We start from the raw sequence: 17,170 nt of genomic DNA, 5'->3' as shown, positions 1-17,170 counted from the left end.
CACGTGAGCGTTATCAGCGTGCCCTATCACCTCGACGAGCGGCTCCCGGCCTTCGAGGCACCCGTAGAGGCAGACGAGACCATCACGCTGCTGCTGCCCGAGAGCGGGCACTGGCAGCGGATGGCCGTGCTCTACGACACCGTCGCCGACACCGTCGCGAAGGCGGTCTCCGAGGGGGACCGGCCGGTCGTCGTCTCGGGTGACTGCACGACCTCGCTCGGCGTCGTCGCGGGCCTCCAGCGGGCGGGAGTCCAACCCTCCATCGTGTGGTTCGACGCCCACGGCGACGTGCACACGCCCCGCAGCTCCCTGTCCGGCTACCTCGGCGGCATGCCGCTGCGCCTGCTCGTCGGCGCGCACCCCGAGGTGATCGCCGACCTGCTCGGCCTCGCCCCGGTGCCGGAGGCGAGCGTCACCCTCGTGGACGGCAGGGATCTCGACCCGCCGGAAGCGGAGTACCTGGAGACGGCCGAGATCACCCGCTGTTCGGTGGACGAGCTCGTGCTGCCCGACGGCCCGATCTACCTCCACGTCGACTTCGACGTCATCGACTGCGAGGAGCTCCCGGGCCTGCTGTTCCCGGTGCCCGGAGGCCCGTCCCGCAAGAAGGTCGCCAAGGCCATCCGCAAGGTCCTGGAGACCGGCCGCGTCGTCGCCGTGGGCGGCGCGTGCACCTGGCACGCCGGGCACGGCTCGGCCGCCGTCGCCGGACCCGTCCTGGCGCCGGTGTTCGCCACCGAGGCCGTCGTGGAGGCCGTCCCTGAGGCCGTCTCCTGACGGGACTTTGACCCTCGCGGAGGGTGCTCGTCACCCGGAGTGACGGCCAGGTTGACCTACCGTGATGCCATGTCTACCTCCGAGTTGCAGGACCGGAAGCTGGACCGGGTCTTCGACCAGCTCGACGTGAACCGTGACGGCGTCGTCGACCGGGAGGACCTCGCGGGTCTGGGGGCCCGCTTCCTGATCGGGTTCGGCGAGCCGCCGACATCGGCGCCCGGAAGAGCGCTCCTCGAGGCGTTCGACCAGGTGTGGGCCGCCCTGATGTCGCGGCTCGACCTGGACGCCGAGAGCCGGGTGACGCGCGACCAGTTCCGGCGCGGCATGGCCGAGGCGTTCATCACCGGGCCCGACTACGAGCCCGTCCTGCGCCCCGTCGCCCAGGCCGTCGCCCGCATCTGCGACGCCGACGCCGACGGCCTCATCGACCCCGTGGCGTTCCGCACCATGCAGACCGCCTACGGCACCCCCGAGGGCGACATCGTCACCGCGTTCGGCGCCCTGGACGCCGACGGCGACGGCATGGTGACCGTGGTGGAGCTGGAGCGCGCGGCCCGCGAGTTCTACACCGGCGACGACCCCGCGGCCGGCGGCAACTGGCTGTTCGGCCGGATCTGATGGACGTCTCGCTCCTGCTCCCGCTGGCGGACCGCATCCCCGCGATGACCGCCCCCTGCCGCGTCCACGAGCGGCTCTGGCCGATCGGCGAGGAGTCGCTCGCCTGGGCCCGCTCCCACGGCCTCGTCCTCGGCGAGGCCGATTCCACCCGGATCGGCCGCGGCCGCTTCGAGCGGCTCGTCTGCCGGATCCTGCCGGACGTCGCGCCCGCCCGCGCCGTGCTGCTCACCGAGTGGCTCCTCTGGCTGTTCGCGCTCGACGACACCATCGACGACGGCCCGATCCGCCGCTCCGCCACCTCGGTGGACGCCCTCTACGAGCCGCTCGCGCTGACCCTGCGGCGCGGCACGGCCCGGCCGGGCGCCAGCACCCTGGAGACGGCGCTCGCCGACCTGTGGGCCCGCACCGCGCCCGGCATGAGCCAGGACTGGCGGCGCAGGTTCCGCGACCACCTCGCCTGGCACCGCCAGGGCTGCCTGGACGAGGCGGTCGCGCGCCGGACGGGCGAGCTGCCCGCGCCGTCCCGCTACCCGGCCGTCCGGCGCCGCCTGCACGGCCCGTTCCTCCTCGACCTGCTGGAGCCCGCGCTGCGCACGGAGGTCCCCGACGAGGTGCTCGGCCTGAGGGCGTGGCAGATCCTCGTGGACGGCACCGCCGACGTGACGGCGTGGAGCAACGACCTCGTCGCCTACACGCCCGACGCGCACAGCCCGCTCAACCACGTCGCCGTCACCGCACGCCAACTGGACCTGCCTCCGCGCACGGCGGCGGCGGTGCTCGTCCACGAGCGGATCTGGGCGCGCCTGGAGGAGGTCGGTCACGCGGCCCGCGCTCTCGGGCCCGAACTGCGACGGCTGCGGCTCGACCCGCTGCGCGCGCGCGGCGTCGCCCGGGTGGCGTCCGCGCTGCTCGCGGCGCCGCGCGCGCACCTCGACTGGCTGCACGAGTGCGGCAGGTACAGTCCGATGCCCGATCCGTCCGTTCCCTCACCCCGCCGCAAGCCGCGCGTAACCTTGACGTGAGATCTGTAACGTTCCGGAGACCTTGCCGCCCTTGATCCTCTGCGGGAGCGGCGGGGAGGGTTACTTTGATGGGTGTGAGTGAACGCCGTACCTCCCTCGCCGCGAGGCTCGCGCGGTTGGGCTTCACCGACGCGTCGGCGGCGCAGCAGGCCCTCGCCGCCCTCCCGGTCCCGCTGGACGACGCAGTCATCGACGCGCTGGGCGGGACGGCTGATCCCGATCTCGCCCTCAGCGCCCTGCTCCGGCTCACCGAGGCCGATCCGTCGCTGCGGGATCCGCTCCGCGCCGACGACGCCTTCCGCGCCCGGCTCCTGGCCGTGCTCGGGGTCAGCGCGGCCCTCGGAGACCACCTTGTCCGCCATCCCCGACAATGGAACGTTCTCAGGGGCGAACCCGAGGCGCCCGATCCGGGGGAGCTGCGCGCCGCGCTGCTGCGCGCGGTCGGCGCCGACCCCGCCGCCGCGCTGCCGGTCGCCGCGCCCGGCGGCGTGGACGCCCTGCGCGTCGCCTACCGGGAGCGCCTGGTGAACCTCGCGGGCCGCGACCTGTGCGGCGAGTGCGACGTCAAGGAGGTCGCCGCCGAACTGGCCGCGCTCGCCGACGCCGCGCTGGAGGCGGGCCTGGCCATCGCCCGCGCCGAGGTGCCCGACCACGCGCTGGCCCGCCTCGCCGTCATCGGCATGGGCAAGTCCGGCGGCCGGGAGCTCAACTACGTCTCCGACGTCGACGTCATCTTTGTGGCCGAGGCCGTCGGCGATGACGAGGAGGCGGCGCTCAAGGCGGCGGGCAAGGTCGCCGCCGCGATGATCCGCGCCTGCTCGGCCACCACGCCCGAGGGCGCGCTGTGGGAGGTGGACGCCAACCTGCGTCCCGAGGGCAGGTCGGGGCCGCTCGTGCGCACCCTGGCGAGCCACCGCGCCTACTACGAGCGCTGGGCCAAGACGTGGGAGTTCCAGGCCCTCCTCAAGGCGCGCCCGGTCGCCGGGGACACCGACCTGGGCGCCGCCTACCTGGAGATGACCACGCCGCTCGTATGGCGGGCCGCGCAGGGCGAGGACTTCGTCGCCGACGTCCAGGCCATGCGCCGCCGCGTCGAGGAGGACCTCAAGGAGCGGCACGGCGAGGTCGAACGCCAGCTCAAGCTCGGGCCCGGCGGCCTGCGCGACGTCGAGTTCGCCGTCCAGCTCCTCCAGCTCGTGCACGGCAAGGCCGACGAGGAGCTGCACAGCGGCAACACCCTCGACGCGCTGGCCGCGCTGTCGGCGGGCGGCTACGTGGGACGTGAGGACGCCGCGTCGCTCGACGAGGCGTACCGGTTCCTGCGCCGCACCGAGCACCTGCTCCAGCTCCACCACCTGCGCCGCACCCACCTGGTGCCCGCCGGGCACGCCGAGCTGCGCCGCCTCGGCCGCGCCCTCGGCCTCCAGGGCGACCCGGCCGAGGAGTTCACCGAGAAGTGGCGCCGGCACGCCCGCGGCGTCCGCAGGATCCACGAGAAGCTCTTCTACCGGCCGCTGCTGGTCGCGGTGGCCAACCTGCCCGACGAGGCCCGCCTGACGCCCGAGGCGGCCCGCGCGCGCCTCCTGGCGCTCGGCTACAACGACCCGGCGGGCGCGCTCCGGCACATCGAGGCGCTCACCAAGGGCGTCTCGCGCCGCGCCGCCATCCAGCGCACCCTCCTGCCGGTGATGCTCGGCTGGTTCGCCGACGCGCCCGACCCCGACGCCGGGCTGCTCGGCTTCCGCCGGGTCAGCGACGCCCTCGGAAGCACCCCCTGGTACCTGCGCCTGCTCCGCGACGACGTCACCGTGGCCGAACGCATGGCCAGGCTGCTCGCGTCCAGCGCCTACGTCACCGACCTGCTGCTGCGCGCCCCCGACGGGGTGTCCATCCTCGGCAAGGACGGCGAGCTGAAACCGCGCGCGGTCGGCGAGCTGCGGGCGGAGGCGATGGCCGTGGTGTCCCGGCACGAGGACCGCGAGAAGGCCGAGCACGCCGTCGCCGCGGTCCGCGCGATCCGGCGCCGCGAGCTGTTCCGCGTGTCGGTCGCCGACCTGCTCGGGATCGTCTCGGTCCGCGAGGTCAGCGAGGCGCTCACCGATATCGCCTCGGTGACGATCGAAGCCGCGCTGGTCGCCGCGATCAACAAGATCGAGACGGCCAAGCGCACCCCGCTGCCGTGCGAGATGGCCGTCGTGGCGATGGGCCGGTTCGGCGGCCACGAGCTCGGCTACGGCAGCGACGCGGACGTCATGTTCGTCTACGACCCGCACGAGGGCGTCACCGACCGGGAGGCGCACCAGGCGGCGCACGCCGTCGCCGAGGAGCTGCGCAGGCTGCTCGCGCTGCCCGCGCCCGAACCGCCGCTCGGCATCGACCCGAACCTGCGGCCCGAAGGCAAGTCCGGGCCCTTGGTGCGCAGCCTGTCGTCCTACGCCGCGTACTACGGGCGCTGGTCCTCGCCGTGGGAGAGCCAGGCACTGCTGCGCGCCGACCCCCTCATCGGCTCCGAGCGGCTGCGCGCCGCCTTCGCCGACGTCATCAACCCCATCCGCTGGCCCGACGGCGGCATCTCCGACCGCGACGTGCACGAGATCCGCCGCCTCAAGGCGCGGATGGAGGCCGAGCGGCTCCCGCGCGGCGTGGACCGGCGGCTGCACCTCAAGCTCGGCCCCGGCGGCCTGTCCGACGTCGAGTGGGTCGCCCAGCTCCTCCAGCTCAAGTACGCGAGCGAGGTGCCGGGCCTACGCACCACCCGCACCCTCGACGCGCTGGAGTCGGCCGTGGAGTACTCGCTCCTGGACGCGCCCGACGCCACCGTCCTCGCCGAGGCGTGGGAGCTGGCCACCCGCATCCGCGGCGCGGTGATGCTGGTGCGCGGGCGCGCCTCCGACCTCCTGCCCACCGACCACCACCGTGAGCGCACCGCCGTCAGCAGGATGCTCGGCTACCCCGGCACCGGCGACATGCTGGAGGACTGGCGCAAACACGCGCGGCACGCCCGCGAGGTCACCGAGCGGGTGTTCTACGGGAGCGGCCGCTGAGCGGTGCGGGGCCCTTGACGGCCGCGAGCGCCAGGACGACCAGGGCGACCCCGGCCACCGCGTCGAGCACGTAGTGGTTGGCGGTCGCCATGATCACCAGGATCGTCGCCGCCGGGTACAGCACGCCCAGCGCCCGCGTCCACCAGTGCCGGCCCAGCGCGACGAGCGCGATGCCGCACCACACCGCCCAGCCCGCGTGCATCGACGGCATCGCCGCGTACTGGTTGGCCATCGCCGCCGACACGCCCGAGGAGTACAGGCCCGGCGTGTCGAACAGCACGACCGGGTCGGCGAAGCCCTCGCCCGGCAGGAAGCGCGGCGGGGCCAGCGGGAACAGCCAGAACCCGACCAGCGCCAGGCCCGTCGCCGCGACGATCGCCGTGCGCATCCGGGTGTAGTACGCCGGATGAGACCGGTACAGCCACACCAGCACGGCCAGCGTCACCAGAAAGTGCGCGCTCAGGTAGAAGAGGTTCGCCGCCGTCGCCAGGGACTCGCTGGCCAGCAGCGCCCGGTTCAGCGCCAGCTCGACGTCGAGCGAGAGGGCACGTTCCAGGTCGAGGATCCGCGCCGCGTTGGCGAACGCCTTGACGGGCCCGTCCGGGTCGTTCAGCAGCACCCGGACCAGGGAGTAGGCGCCGTAGAAGACGACGACGAGGAGGAGTTCGCGCCAGACGGGCGGCCTGCGCGCGGCGGGGGCGCGCGCCGCCGTCCCGCCGCCGGTCGCGGGGGGACGCGCCCGGGTGGGAGCCAGGGGGGCGAATTGGACCATGCGCCCAATTTTTCATTGAGTGCATGATTTTGTTATCGGCAGTCCGAACGGTCTTGATCTCACCCTTGGGGCGTAGCGTTCCCCGAGGTCAACCCCCGGGAAGTCCCCCGTTCGCGGTGCGTTCACCCCCGTAGGGGTGGGTCCGGGCCGTCAGGGGAGCCGCTGGATGACGGGCGTGGGGTTCTTGATCGCCTTGCCGACCGGGCAGTACCTCTCGTGGACACGCTTGGCGACCGAGCGGAACACCTCCTCAGCCTTCTCATCCTCAGGGGGGAGTTCCACGTCATACGTGATGGTGACCTGCTTCAGCTCCGTGTCGGAGACCTTCTCGCCCTCCACGACGGTGGCGAGCCGGGTCAGGCGGTGGCCGCGTCTGGCCGTCAGGGGCTCGACCGTCGCCAACTCGCAGCCGCCGAGCGCGACGAGGAGGAGTTCCAGCGGGGAGAACACGCCGTCGTCCTTGGTCGAGCCGATCTCGATCCGGCCGCCCCTGTCGTTGGTGGCGACAAAGCCCGTCTCGGTGCGCTCGACCCTGACCGTTGGCATGGTTCCTCCAGGTTCGTCGTGCGGTGTCCGTTCCTTGGGGAACGGCCCGACGTTCCGGATCATCCCCATTCCTCGTCGAGGATGTCCACAGAAACGCGGAAACGCCTTTCCGAGGCTCTCCGTAGTCGTACGGTGACCCTGAAGGGGTTCTTCAACACGCCCTCGGGCCCAAGCGAACATGGACAGGGAGCACAGGTTGAGCACAGACGGACAGCCGCACATCCTCGCCATCGGCGGCGGGACCTTCCTGCCCAACAGCAGGCACGGCCTGGACCCGAGCCCGCTCCTGCGATACGCCTTCGACCTCACCGGCCAGGACCGCCCGCGCGTCTGCTTCCTCGCCACCGCCCTGGGCGACCAGGCCGAGCCCGTCGCCCAGCTGTACGAGGCGTTCGGCCGGCTGGACGCCGAGGTCACCCACCTCGCGCTGTTCCCCATGCCCAACGTCGAGGACATGCGCGGCCACCTGCTCGCCCAGGACCTCGTGTACGTCGTCGGCGGCAGCGTCGTCAACCTGCTCGCGCTGTGGCGGGCGCACGGGCTCGACGAGGTCTTCGCCGAGGTGTGGCGCGCGGGCGTCGTCCTGGCGGGCCAGAGCGCCGGCGCGCTGTGCTGGCACTCCGGAGGCAACACCGACTCCTACGGGCCCGCCCTGCGCCCGCTCAACGACGGCCTGGGGCTGCTCCCGCACGCCTGCGGGGTGCACTACGACAGCGACCCGCAGCGGCGGCCCCTGCTCCAGGCGTCCATCGCCTCCGGTGAACTGCCCGACGGCTACGCCGCCGACGAGGGCGTCGCCCTGCACTACGTCGGCACCGAGTTCGTCCAGGCCGTCGGCTACCGGCCCGAGGGCAGGGCGTGGCGCGTCGAGCGCGACGGCACCACGGTGAAGGAGACGGTCATCGAACCGCGCCAGCTCCGCTGACAGCGCAGCCCCGGGCCCGATCGAACACAGCCCGGGGGGAGTAGGGTCGAAGGCGTGATTTTTGTACACGCGGGCTTCGGTGACCAGGCGGTTCCGTACGAGGAGGGGTGGGCCCTGCAGCGGCGCACCCACGAGCGCCGGGTCGCCGACACCGTCGCTGACACCGTGATCATGCTGGAACACCAGCCGGTCTACACCGCGGGCAAGCGCACCGAGCCGCTCGACCGCCCCCTGGGCGACCCGGGCGCGCCCGTCATCGACGTGGACCGCGGCGGCAAGATCACCTGGCACGGCCCCGGCCAGCTGACGGTCTACCCGATCGTCCGGCTGCCCGACCCGATCGACGTGGTCGCCTTCGTCCGCCGCATGGAGGACGCCATGATCGGCGTGCTCGCCGAGTTCGGCCTGGAGGGCGTGCGCGTCGAGGGCCGCAGCGGGGTCTGGCTCGTCGACGGCAAGGGCCCCGACCGCAAGGTCGGCTCGGTCGGGCTGCGCGTCTCCCAGGGCGTCACCATGCACGGCATCCAGATCAACTGCGACTGCGACCTGACCTGGTTCGACAAGATCGTCCCGTGCGGGATCAGCGACGCGTCGTCCACCTCGCTCACCCGCGAACTGGGCAGGCCGGTGCCCGTCCGGGAGGTGCTGCCGCTGGTCGAGCGGCACATCGCCGAGCAGCTGGGCGCGGCGGAGACGTTCCACCGCACCCTCGCCCAGCTGTAGGGCCCGGCTAGCCCATCGTCTTGAAGACCGACTCGCCACGGTCGGCGGCGTCGGTGAAGAACCGGCCGAGCGCGTCGTAGCACGGCCGGAACAGCTTGTCGCGGGCGTCCTCGCCCCACGCCTGCACGCCCTGGACGTCGGCCTCGGCCATCGCCACCAGGTCGAACCTGCGGCTGGGGAACGGCGTCGCCCGCAGATGGTCGGCCGCCACCTTCACCCGCTCGGGGGCCAGGTAGATGACGTCGAAGCCGAGCGCCTCGGTGCCGTCCTCGGTGAGCAGCCGCCCCCCGCAGACGATGTCGGCCTCCGGGGAGCGGCCCTCCCACGGGTCACCGGTGATCAGATAGTGCAGGCCCTGCCAGTTGCCGCCCAGATCGAGCACCCGCCCGGTGTGGGCCTGCCGCCAGCCGGCGGCCGCCAACACCCGGCGCGCGACGTCGCCGGGGTCGGCGCCCCCCTCCACGGGCAGCCTCAGATAGGTCATGGCCAGCGCCACGGCGGTTCCTCTTTCCCTTGCTCCACGCTTGACAACAGCGAGTCACCCTAGAGAGATCCACGCCGGGCGCGGGCGCGAATCGCGGGATTGCGCCCCCAAGAACCACCCGATTGTTATAGAGGGCGCACTTTCACGGCCGTGCCGTAGGCGCAGATCTCCGTACCCGTGTCGCGCAGGTCGTTCGCCGCATACCGGACGGCCAGGATCGCGTTCGCGCCCTTCGCGGCCGCCGCCTTGATCAGCCGCTCCCGCGCCTGGAGCCGGAAGTCGTGCAACTCCCGCGCCAGGCCCTGCGGCTCGCCGCCCAGGAACGTCTTGATCCCCGCCTCGATGCTGGAGATTCCGCTGCGGACCATCACCGTGAGACCGAACACATCGCCGATCACCTCGGTGACCTCGTAGCCGGGGATGTCGTTCATGGTGGAGACGATCACGGGACCGGGCCTTCCTTGGGGGATCGAGCGGGCCATTCCTGGACGTACTCTAAACGTGTGAGTGCTGTGGCCCCAGAGGGACGGAAGCTGCTGCGGCTCGAAGTCCGCAACGCAGAGGTACCGATCGAGAAGAAGCCGCCGTGGATCAAGACGCGGCTGAAGATGGGCCCCCAATACAAGGAGCTCACCCAGCTCGTCAAGAACGAGGGGCTGCACACGGTCTGCCAGGAGGCGGGCTGCCCCAACATCTTCGAATGCTGGGAGGACCGCGAAGCCACCTTCCTCATCGGCGGCGACCAGTGCACCCGGCGCTGCGACTTCTGCCAGATCGACACCGGCAAACCCGCCGACTACGACACCGGTGAACCCGTCCGGGTCGCCGAGTCCGTCGCGTCCATGGGCCTGAAGTACGCCACCGTCACCGGCGTCGCCCGCGACGACCTGCCCGACCAGGGCGCCTGGCTGTACGCCGAGACCGTCCGGCAGATCCACGCGCACGTGCCCGGCTGCGGCGTCGAACTGCTCGCCCCCGACTTCAACGGCGAACCCGAGCTGCTCGGCCAGGTCTTCGCCGCGGCGCCCGAGGTCTTCGCGCACAACCTGGAGACCGTCCCGCGGCTGTTCAAGCGGATCCGCCCCGCGTTCCGCTACGAGCGGTCCCTGGACGTCATCACGCAGGCCCGCAAGGCGGGGCTCGTCACCAAGTCCAACCTGATCCTCGGCATGGGCGAGACCCGCGAGGAGATCAGCGAGGCGCTCCGCGACCTGCACGGCGCGGGCTGCGAGCTGATCACCATCACCCAGTACCTGCGGCCCACACCGCGCCACCACCCCGTCGAGCGGTGGGTGAAGCCCGAGGAGTTCGTCGAGCTCCAGGACGAGGCCGCCGAGATCGGGTTCGCCGGGGTCATGTCCGGACCCCTGGTACGGTCCAGCTACCGCGCGGGACGCCTGTACCGGCAGGCCGTCGAGGCCCGCGCCGATCACTAGAATGAGCAGCATGGCAGAGAACGAAAAACCCGGGCGGTTCAAGCAGATCCGCATGGTCGCCCAGATGGTGAACCGGGCCGACCGCAAGGCGCTCCCCCTGGTCTTCGCCGCGGCGCTCGGCACGCTCGCGCTCTGCGTCGTGATCGGGATCCTCTGGGCCCCGCTGTGGTTCATGATCCCGCTCGGTGTGATGCTGGCCGTCATCGTCGGCCTCATCGTGTTCGGGCAGTTCGCGCAGCGCACCCAGTACAAGATGCTGGAGGGCCAGATCGGCGCCGCCTACGGCGTGCTGGACACCATGCGCGGCAACTGGGTGATCACCCCCGCCGTCGCGGGCAACCGGAACCTGGACGTGGTGCACCGCGTCGTCGGCAGGCCCGGCGTCATCCTCGTCTCCGAGGGCCCGGCCAGCCGGGTCGGCTCGCTGCTCGGCGCGGAGAAGAAGAAGATCTCCCGGCTCGCCGCGGGCGTCACGATCTACGACGTCCAGGTAGGCGACGAGGAGGGGCAGGTCCCGCTGTCCAAGCTCCAGTCCAAGCTGGCGAAGCTGCCGCGCAACCTCAGCAAGGCGCAGGTCAACGACCTGAACGACAGGATGCGCGCACTGCCCGCGCGGCCCGCCGCCCCCGGCGGCCCGGTGCCCAAGGGCGTCCGGCTGCCCAAGGGGCCCAAGCCGCCCCGGCGCTGACACCCCTCTGCCACGGAAGCCCGCGACCGTCCACCGGTCGCGGGCTTCCGCGTGTGCGCCCCGCGGGCGCTCAGTACTCGATGACGGCGGTGTTGGCCGCCCTGTCGTGCAGGCCGCGGTGGTCGCGGTCCCACAGCAGGGCGGGCACGACCAGGCCCAGCAGCAGCGCGCGGGCCAGGCTCCAGCCGAGGCCGACCGGGCGGCCGTCCAGCCGGATCACGCGCAGGCCCGCGATCCGCTTGCCCAGGGTCGTCCCGGCGACGGCGACCAGCAGCCACGCCTGCAGCACGAACACCACGAGGTTCAGCACCGCGTTCGCCTGGTCCGACCAGCCCAGCACACCGCTGATCCAGCCCGCGACGATCATCGACGCGAACCAGTCGACCAGCAGCGCGACCAGCCGCCGCGCGTAGCTCGCGACCGAGCCTGAACCGTTCTTGGGGAGGCCCAGGCGCTCACCGGGGTAGCCCAGGTCGGCGCCCGCCGTACGGGCCCCGGTCAGCCAGGTTCCGGTCCAGCTCGGGCCCTTCTTGTCACCGCTCACCCCACAAAACTACCGGTACCGGCCAGGCGGACTGTCGCGCCCCGCGTTTGTCGGACCGCGAGCGTAGGCTTGGCGGGCGGTTACGACGGTGTGACCCGCAGGATCGGTAAGCCCCTGAAGGAGGCTGGATTGTTCAGCAGCGCCGAGGAAGTCCTGAACTACATCCGGGAAGAAGGCGTCGAGTTCATCGATGTCCGCTTTGTCGACCTGCCCGGTACGGTGCAGCACTTCACCTTCCCCGCCTCGAACTTCGGGGAGAACGTCTTCTCCGACGGCCTGATGTTCGACGGCTCGTCCATCCGCGGCTTCCAGGAGATCCACGAGTCGGACATGCTCCTGCTGCCCGACCCGACCACCGCGGTCGTCGACCCGTTCCGGCAGCACAAGACCCTGAACATCACGTTCTTCGTGCACGACCCGCTGACGGGCGAGCCCTACAGCCGCGACCCCCGCAACGTCGCCAAGAAGGCCCAGGACTACCTGGTCGGCACCGGCATCGCCGACACCGTCTACTTCGGGCCCGAGGCCGAGTTCTACATCTTCGACGACGTCCGGTTCCACACCGCGGCGAACGAGGGCTTCTACTTCCTCGACTCCATCGAGGGCGCCTGGAACACCGGGCGCAAGGAGGAGGGCGGCAACCTCGGGGCCAAGCCGCCCTACAAGGGCGGGTACTTCCCCGTCCCGCCGATGGACCACTACACCGACCTGCGTTCGGAGATGGTCCAGCAGCTCATCAGGGTCGGCATCGACGTCGAGATGCAGCACCACGAGGTCGGCACCGCCGGCCAGGCCGAGATCGACATCCGGTTCGCGCCGCTGCTGCACTCGGCCGACAACCTGATGCTCTACAAGTACGTGGTGAAGAACGTCGCGCGGGCGGCGGGCAAGGCCGTCACGTTCATGCCGAAGCCCATCTTCGGCGACAACGGCTCCGGCATGCACTGCCACCAGTCCCTCTGGAAGGACGGCAGCCCGCTGTTCTACGACGAGGTCGGCTACGCGGGCCTGTCCGACACGGCACGCTTCTACATCGGCGGCCTGCTCAAGCACGCGCCCGCCCTGCTGGCCTTCACCAACCCGACGGTGAACAGCTACCACCGCCTGGTCCCCGGCTACGAGGCCCCGGTGAACCTCGTCTACAGCCAGCGCAACCGCTCGGCCTGCATCCGCATCCCCATCACGGGCACCAACCCGAAGGCCAAGCGCATCGAGTTCCGCGTCCCGGACCCGTCCTGCAACCCGTACCTGGCCTTCGCCGCCATGCTCATGGCCGGCCTTGACGGCATCCGCAACAAGATCGAACCCGTCGAGCCCGTCGACAAGGACCTCTACGAGCTCCCCCCGGAGGAGGCCCGAGGCATCCCCCAGGTCCCCGCCTCCCTGGAGGCCGTCCTGGAAGCCCTCGAAGCCGACCACGACTTCCTCCTGGAAGGCGGCGTCTTCACCCAGGACCTCATCGAAACCTGGATCACCTACAAACGCGAAAACGAACTCGACCCCATCCGCCTCCGCCCCCACCCCCACGAATTCGAGTTGTACTTCGACGTCTGACGGGCCGCCGACAGCACTATCACGTACCGTAGCGGTCCCTATCCAGACCGAGGATCGCAACGACGTCTGACCTGACCGCCACCCAAAGCCCGTCGGGCCTGCTCCAGTGAGTGGCCCGGCGGGTTCTCTCTTTGTCCACCGGCCGTGCGGCGGGAGGGGCGGGGGGAAAGTTGGGGGAAAGGGTGGCGGGGAAAGTTAGGTTAGGCTAGCCTAAGTTCTGCGCCGGTGGGGTGGCCCGGCGTGGTGTCTCTCTGGGGGGCCGTGCCGGGTGTTCGCAGGCTCTGGGCGGTGCGGCCTCTCAGGGGGACGGGGGGAGGATGATGGGGGCGAGGTGGCGGCGGGCGAAGGCGGCGGTGGTGGTGGGGTCCGTGAGGGGGGTGGTGGGGGTGGTGGGGGTCAGGCAGTAGGAGACGACGGCTCTTGCCAGGACGTCGGTGGCCTGTTCCATGGTGGGGTAGATGACGTCGGCTTCTCTCAGGAGGTTGAGGTAGAAGGCGCGCATGAGGGCGATGAGGGGTTCGCCGTCGACGGTGAAGGAGGGGAGGAAGGGGGCGGGGTCGTTGGTGAGGAGGGGGGCCAGGGCGCCCCGGCGGGCGGCGTCGATGACCAGGGCGAAGCAGGCGGCGATCTTGTCTTCGAGGTGGTGGTGGGTGGCGGCCTCGGCCTGGCAGCGGGCGTAGAGGGCGCGGGCCTCGGCGATGAGGACGGCGGTGACGAGCTCCTGCTTGCTCGCGAAGCGGCGGTGGACGGTGACGCGGGAGACGCCCGCGCGACGGGCTATCTCCTCCATCCGGGCGCGCCGGATGCCGACCTGGAGGAACTCCTCAAGGGCGGCGGCGAGGATCTTCTCGGTGGTGCGGTCGCGGTCGGCGGTCCGGGACGCCGGGCGGGCCAGTTCCTCCAGCATGGCGGGGCTCCCTGCCTAGAATTCGATTCGGGATAAGTCTTCCCTTACTGTTCCTCGATGTTACAGAATGCGGGAAACGTAACACCGCTTCAACGTTGAGGTGCTCATGGATCTGGGAACCATCGCGGCGCGCACCCCGGACAAGCCCGCGGTGATCATGACCGGCTCCGGCCGGGTCGTGACCTTCAGAGAGCTGGACGAGGCGAGCAACCGGCTCGCGCGGGTGTTCCACGCCGCCGGCATCGGCCCCGGCGAACACGTCGCCGTCATGATGGAGAACCGCTGGGAGCTGCTCGCCGTCGCCTGGGCGGCGCAGCGCTCCGGGCTCTACTACACGGCGGTCAGCAACCGCCTCACGGCCGACGAGGCCGCTTACATCGTCGACAACTGCGGGGCGAAGGCGTTCGTCGCCTCACCCGCCGTCGCGGAGGTCGCCTCCCGGATCTCGGCCGCCAACGACAGGCTCGTCGTCAGGCTGATGCCCGAAGAGCGGGCGCCCGGCTTCGACTCCTACGAGGACGCCCTCGCGGCCGCCTCGCCGGAGCCGCTGGCCGAGCAGTTCGAGGGCGTGGACATGCTCTACTCCTCGGGCACCACGGGACGTCCCAAGGGCGTCAAGCCGAAGCTGGAGAAGGTGGCGTTCGGAAGCCAGCCCGGCATCCTCTACACGCTCATCCAGATGCTGTTCGCGCCCGACGAGGACTCCGTCTACCTGTGCCCGGCGCCGCTCTACCACGCGGCCCCGCTGCGGTACTCGATCGCGTTCCACAGGTTCGGCGCGACGGTCGTCGTCATGGAGAAGTTCGACCCCGAGGAGGCGCTCAGGGCGATCGAGCGGTACGGGGTGACGCACGGGCAGTGGGTGCCGACGATGTTCATCCGCCTGCTCAAGCTCCCGCAGGACGTCCGCGCCGCCTACGACCTCTCGACGATGAGGTTCGCCGTGCACGCGGCGGCGCCCTGCCCCGTCCCGGTGAAGCAGCAGATGATCGAGTGGTGGGGGCCGATCCTGCACGAGTACTACGCGGGCACGGAAGGCAACTGCTTCGTCTACACCGACTCGGCGGGCTGGCTGGAGCATCCGGGCAGCGTCGGCAAGGTGCTGCTGGGGGAGGTGCACGTGCTCGGCCCGGACGGCGAGGAGCTGCCGGTGGGGGAGACGGGCGCGCTCTACTTCGGCAACGGGCCCCAGTTCGAGTACCACGGCGACCCGGAGAAGACCCGCTCCGCGCAGGACCCCAACGGCCGTGGTTGGACGACGCTGGGCGACATCGGCCACGTCGACGCCGACGGTTTCCTGTACCTGACCGACCGCCAGTCCCACATGATCATCAGCGGCGGCGTCAACATCTATCCGCAGGAGGCCGAGAACCTGCTCGCGGTGCATCCGAAGGTCGTGGACGTCGCCGTGTTCGGTGTGCCGGACCCGGAGATGGGCGAGCAGGTCAAGGCGGTCGTGCAGGCAGCCGACCCGGACGAGGCGGGCGACGCGCTCGCGGCCGAGCTCATCGCGTACTGCCGGGACAACCTCGCGCACTACAAGTGCCCGAAGAGTGTGGACTTCCGGTCCGAGTTGCCGCGGCACCCGACGGGCAAACTACTCAAGCGCGTCCTGCGCGACGAATACGCAAAGTCGTAACCGAATCCGGAAGGACCGATATGTCCACACCGATCCCGGAGCTCGTGGCCCGCCTCCGCGCGACCCACGCCTCGGGCAGGACCAAGCCCGCGGCGTGGCGGATCCGCCAGCTCGACGCGCTCGGCCGCCTCCTCGCCGAACGCGAGGACGACATCGTGACGGCCCTGGAGTCCGACCTCGGGCGTGAGTCGTTCGAGGCGTGGTTCGCCGACATCGCCTCCAGCCGCATCGAGGTCCAGGACGCGAAGAAGAACGTGCGCAAGTGGATGCGCGCCAAGCGGGTCGCGACCCCGCTGGCGATGCAGCCGGGAAGGTCCTGGATCCAGTACGAGCCGCTCGGCGTCGTCCTGGTCATCAGCCCCTGGAACTACCCGTTCTACCTCGCCGTGGGCCCGCTGGTGGCCGCGCTGGCGGCGGGCAACTGCGTCATCGTCAAGCCGTCCGAGCACGCGCCCGCGACGTCGGCGCTGCTGGCCGAGCTGCTGCCCGCCTACCTCGACCAGGACGCCGTCGCGGTCGTGGAGGGCGCGGCGGAGGCGACCCGCGACCTCATCGACCAGGGACTCGACCACATCCTGTTCACCGGCGGCCCCGAGATCGCCAGGGCGGTCATGGCGGACGCCGCCAAGCACCTGACCCCGGTGACGCTGGAGCTGGGCGGCAAGAGCCCCGTCGTCGTCACGGCGGCCACCGACCTGCCGGTCGCGGCGCGCCGTGTCGTCTACGGCAAGCACCTCAACGCGGGCCAGACGTGCATCGCGCCCGACTACGTGCTCGCCGAGCGGAGCGTGGCCGAGGAGTTCGCGCGCGAGGTCGTCAAGGCGATCGACGTGATGACCGAGGGCACCGAGGGACGCGCGCGGCCGATCGTCAACGAGCGGCACGCGGCCCGGCTCGCGGGGCTGCTGGAGAAGCACGGCGGCAAGGTCGTGCACGGCGGCGGCAGCGACCCGGCGAACAAGCGTGTCGACTTCACCGTGGTCGCCGACCCCGAGCTCGACTCCCCGCTCATGACCGAGGAGATCTTCGGCCCGATCCTGCCGATCGTGTCCGTCGCGAACCTGGGCGAGGCCGTCGAGTTCGTGACGTCGCGGCCGAAGCCGCTGGCCGCGTACCTGTTCAGCCCGTCCAAGGCCGACGAGCGCAGGTTCCTGGCCGACGTGTCGGCGGGCGGCGTCGTCATCAACAACGTCGGCTACCACGTGCTCAACCCGCACCTGCCGTTCGGCGGCGTGGGCAACAGCGGCATGGGCGCCTACCACGGCGAGTTCGGCTTCCAGACGTTCAGCCACCGCAAGGCCGTCATGCGCAAGTCCACGACCCCCGACCCCAAGCTCGTCTACCCGCCCTACACCGAGGCCACCAAGCGCCTCCTCCGCCGCCTCCTCTGACCCGCACCCCCGCACCCCCGGCAAAGACCTTTTGACGGCCCGGACCGCTCACACCCGGGCCGTCAGAAGCCGTCAGTGCTCCCGCGCAACCAGCCCCCGA

General features: G+C 71.2%; 17 protein-coding genes. 11 read left to right on the top strand and 6 right to left on the bottom strand.

The genetic code is table 11. From position 1 onward, the window contains the following. The first annotated feature begins 3 nt into the window (after positions 1 to 3). The 4 genes from LO762_RS17775 (at position 4) to LO762_RS17760 (ending at position 5,461) form a co-directional block, all read left to right on the top strand. Positions 4 to 777 carry an arginase family protein gene (locus LO762_RS17775; RefSeq protein WP_230616467.1) on the top strand — a complete coding sequence of 258 codons (774 nt, stop codon included), beginning with the start codon at positions 4 to 6 and terminating at the stop codon, positions 775 to 777. A 69-nt stretch (positions 778 to 846) separates the two neighbouring features. Next, positions 847 to 1,395: an EF-hand domain-containing protein gene (locus LO762_RS17770; protein ID WP_230616466.1), complete on the top strand. Its 549-nt coding sequence runs from the start codon at positions 847 to 849 to the stop codon at positions 1,393 to 1,395. Beyond that, the gene (locus LO762_RS17765) at positions 1,395 to 2,417 is read left to right on the top strand and encodes a hypothetical protein (RefSeq protein ID WP_230616465.1); all 1,023 of its coding nucleotides are present in this window, start codon (positions 1,395 to 1,397) and stop codon (positions 2,415 to 2,417) included. The genes LO762_RS17770 and LO762_RS17765 overlap by 1 nt, the downstream gene beginning before the upstream one ends. A 68-nt stretch (positions 2,418 to 2,485) precedes the next feature. Next, positions 2,486 to 5,461, top strand: a complete 2,976-nt coding sequence (locus tag LO762_RS17760) for a bifunctional [glutamine synthetase] adenylyltransferase/[glutamine synthetase]-adenylyl-L-tyrosine phosphorylase (RefSeq protein ID WP_230616464.1) — start codon at positions 2,486 to 2,488, stop codon at positions 5,459 to 5,461. Here LO762_RS17760 and LO762_RS17755 read toward each other — a convergent pair. Together LO762_RS17755 and LO762_RS17750 are read right to left on the bottom strand one after the other, a co-directional pair. Continuing rightward, complete coding sequence (locus tag LO762_RS17755) at positions 5,427 to 6,233, bottom strand: phosphatase PAP2 family protein (protein WP_230616463.1); 807 nt, start codon at positions 6,231 to 6,233, stop codon at positions 5,427 to 5,429. The two genes, LO762_RS17760 and LO762_RS17755, sit on opposite strands and share 35 nt — an antisense overlap. A 150-nt stretch (positions 6,234 to 6,383) precedes the next feature. After that, the gene (locus tag LO762_RS17750; RefSeq protein WP_230616462.1) at positions 6,384 to 6,779 is read right to left on the bottom strand and encodes an OsmC family protein; all 396 of its coding nucleotides are present in this window, start codon (positions 6,777 to 6,779) and stop codon (positions 6,384 to 6,386) included. A 196-nt stretch (positions 6,780 to 6,975) separates the two neighbouring features. Between LO762_RS17750 and LO762_RS17745 the strand changes: the two genes are divergently transcribed. Together LO762_RS17745 and lipB are read left to right on the top strand one after the other, a co-directional pair. After that, positions 6,976 to 7,704 carry a peptidase E gene (locus tag LO762_RS17745; protein ID WP_230616461.1) on the top strand — a complete coding sequence of 243 codons (729 nt, stop codon included), beginning with the start codon at positions 6,976 to 6,978 and terminating at the stop codon, positions 7,702 to 7,704. A 54-nt stretch (positions 7,705 to 7,758) separates the two neighbouring features. Continuing rightward, positions 7,759 to 8,427, top strand: a complete 669-nt coding sequence (gene lipB / locus LO762_RS17740; protein ID WP_230616460.1) for a lipoyl(octanoyl) transferase LipB — start codon at positions 7,759 to 7,761, stop codon at positions 8,425 to 8,427. A gap of 7 nt (positions 8,428 to 8,434) precedes the next feature. Here the strand turns inward: lipB and LO762_RS17735 are convergent, their stop codons facing one another. Continuing rightward, positions 8,435 to 8,923, bottom strand: a complete 489-nt coding sequence (locus tag LO762_RS17735; RefSeq protein WP_230616459.1) for a DUF1877 family protein — start codon at positions 8,921 to 8,923, stop codon at positions 8,435 to 8,437. Between the two features lie 113 nt (positions 8,924 to 9,036). Then, complete coding sequence (locus LO762_RS17730) at positions 9,037 to 9,357, bottom strand: YbjQ family protein (RefSeq protein WP_230616458.1); 321 nt, start codon at positions 9,355 to 9,357, stop codon at positions 9,037 to 9,039. Positions 9,358 to 9,414: 57 nt separating this feature from the next. Between LO762_RS17730 and lipA the strand changes: the two genes are divergently transcribed. Both lipA and LO762_RS17720 read left to right on the top strand, forming a co-directional pair. Then, a complete protein-coding gene (gene lipA / locus LO762_RS17725) occupies positions 9,415 to 10,347 on the top strand; it encodes a lipoyl synthase (protein ID WP_230616457.1) in 933 nt (310 codons plus the stop codon). Between the two features lie 10 nt (positions 10,348 to 10,357). Further along, a complete protein-coding gene (locus LO762_RS17720) occupies positions 10,358 to 11,035 on the top strand; it encodes a DUF4191 domain-containing protein (protein WP_374201575.1) in 678 nt (225 codons plus the stop codon). Positions 11,036 to 11,105: 70 nt separating this feature from the next. Here the strand turns inward: LO762_RS17720 and LO762_RS17715 are convergent, their stop codons facing one another. Next, the gene (locus tag LO762_RS17715; protein ID WP_230616455.1) at positions 11,106 to 11,579 is read right to left on the bottom strand and encodes an RDD family protein; all 474 of its coding nucleotides are present in this window, start codon (positions 11,577 to 11,579) and stop codon (positions 11,106 to 11,108) included. 129 nt (positions 11,580 to 11,708) lie between these two features. Here LO762_RS17715 and glnA point away from each other — a divergent pair, with 129 nt between their 5' ends. Further along, positions 11,709 to 13,133: a type I glutamate--ammonia ligase gene (glnA, locus tag LO762_RS17710; protein ID WP_230616454.1), complete on the top strand. Its 1,425-nt coding sequence runs from the start codon at positions 11,709 to 11,711 to the stop codon at positions 13,131 to 13,133. 298 nt (positions 13,134 to 13,431) lie between these two features. Here glnA and LO762_RS17705 read toward each other — a convergent pair whose 3' ends face one another. Continuing rightward, positions 13,432 to 14,040, bottom strand: a complete 609-nt coding sequence (locus LO762_RS17705) for a TetR/AcrR family transcriptional regulator (protein ID WP_230616453.1) — start codon at positions 14,038 to 14,040, stop codon at positions 13,432 to 13,434. A gap of 106 nt (positions 14,041 to 14,146) precedes the next feature. Between LO762_RS17705 and LO762_RS17700 the strand changes: the two genes are divergently transcribed. Together LO762_RS17700 and LO762_RS17695 are read left to right on the top strand one after the other, a co-directional pair. After that, positions 14,147 to 15,679, top strand: coding sequence for an acyl-CoA synthetase (locus LO762_RS17700; protein ID WP_230616452.1), 1,533 nt, complete (start codon positions 14,147 to 14,149; stop codon positions 15,677 to 15,679). Between the two features lie 20 nt (positions 15,680 to 15,699). Next, complete coding sequence (locus tag LO762_RS17695; protein WP_230616451.1) at positions 15,700 to 17,070, top strand: aldehyde dehydrogenase family protein; 1,371 nt, start codon at positions 15,700 to 15,702, stop codon at positions 17,068 to 17,070. The last annotated feature ends 100 nt before the right edge of the window (positions 17,071 to 17,170 follow it).

The organism is Actinocorallia sp. API 0066 (genome assembly GCF_020991275.1).
Lineage (GTDB): Bacteria > Actinomycetota > Actinomycetes > Streptosporangiales > Streptosporangiaceae > Actinocorallia.
The sequence above is the reverse complement of the archived record's forward strand: the minus strand, read 5'-3'. Positions and strand labels throughout refer to the sequence as shown.

Coding starts and splice junctions, on each gene's coding strand:
- LO762_RS17700 (WP_230616452.1), top strand. CDS start 14,147: ATGGATCTGGGAACCATCGCGGCGCGCACCCCGGACAAGCCCGCGGTG.
- LO762_RS17720 (WP_374201575.1), top strand. CDS start 10,358: ATGGCAGAGAACGAAAAACCCGGGCGGTTCAAGCAGATCCGCATGGTC.
- LO762_RS17765 (WP_230616465.1), top strand. CDS start 1,395: ATGGACGTCTCGCTCCTGCTCCCGCTGGCGGACCGCATCCCCGCGATG.
- LO762_RS17755 (WP_230616463.1), bottom strand. CDS start 6,233: ATGGTCCAATTCGCCCCCCTGGCTCCCACCCGGGCGCGTCCCCCCGCG.
- LO762_RS17750 (WP_230616462.1), bottom strand. CDS start 6,779: ATGCCAACGGTCAGGGTCGAGCGCACCGAGACGGGCTTTGTCGCCACC.
- LO762_RS17695 (WP_230616451.1), top strand. CDS start 15,700: ATGTCCACACCGATCCCGGAGCTCGTGGCCCGCCTCCGCGCGACCCAC.
- LO762_RS17770 (WP_230616466.1), top strand. CDS start 847: ATGTCTACCTCCGAGTTGCAGGACCGGAAGCTGGACCGGGTCTTCGAC.
- LO762_RS17760 (WP_230616464.1), top strand. CDS start 2,486: ATGGGTGTGAGTGAACGCCGTACCTCCCTCGCCGCGAGGCTCGCGCGG.
- LO762_RS17705 (WP_230616453.1), bottom strand. CDS start 14,040: ATGCTGGAGGAACTGGCCCGCCCGGCGTCCCGGACCGCCGACCGCGAC.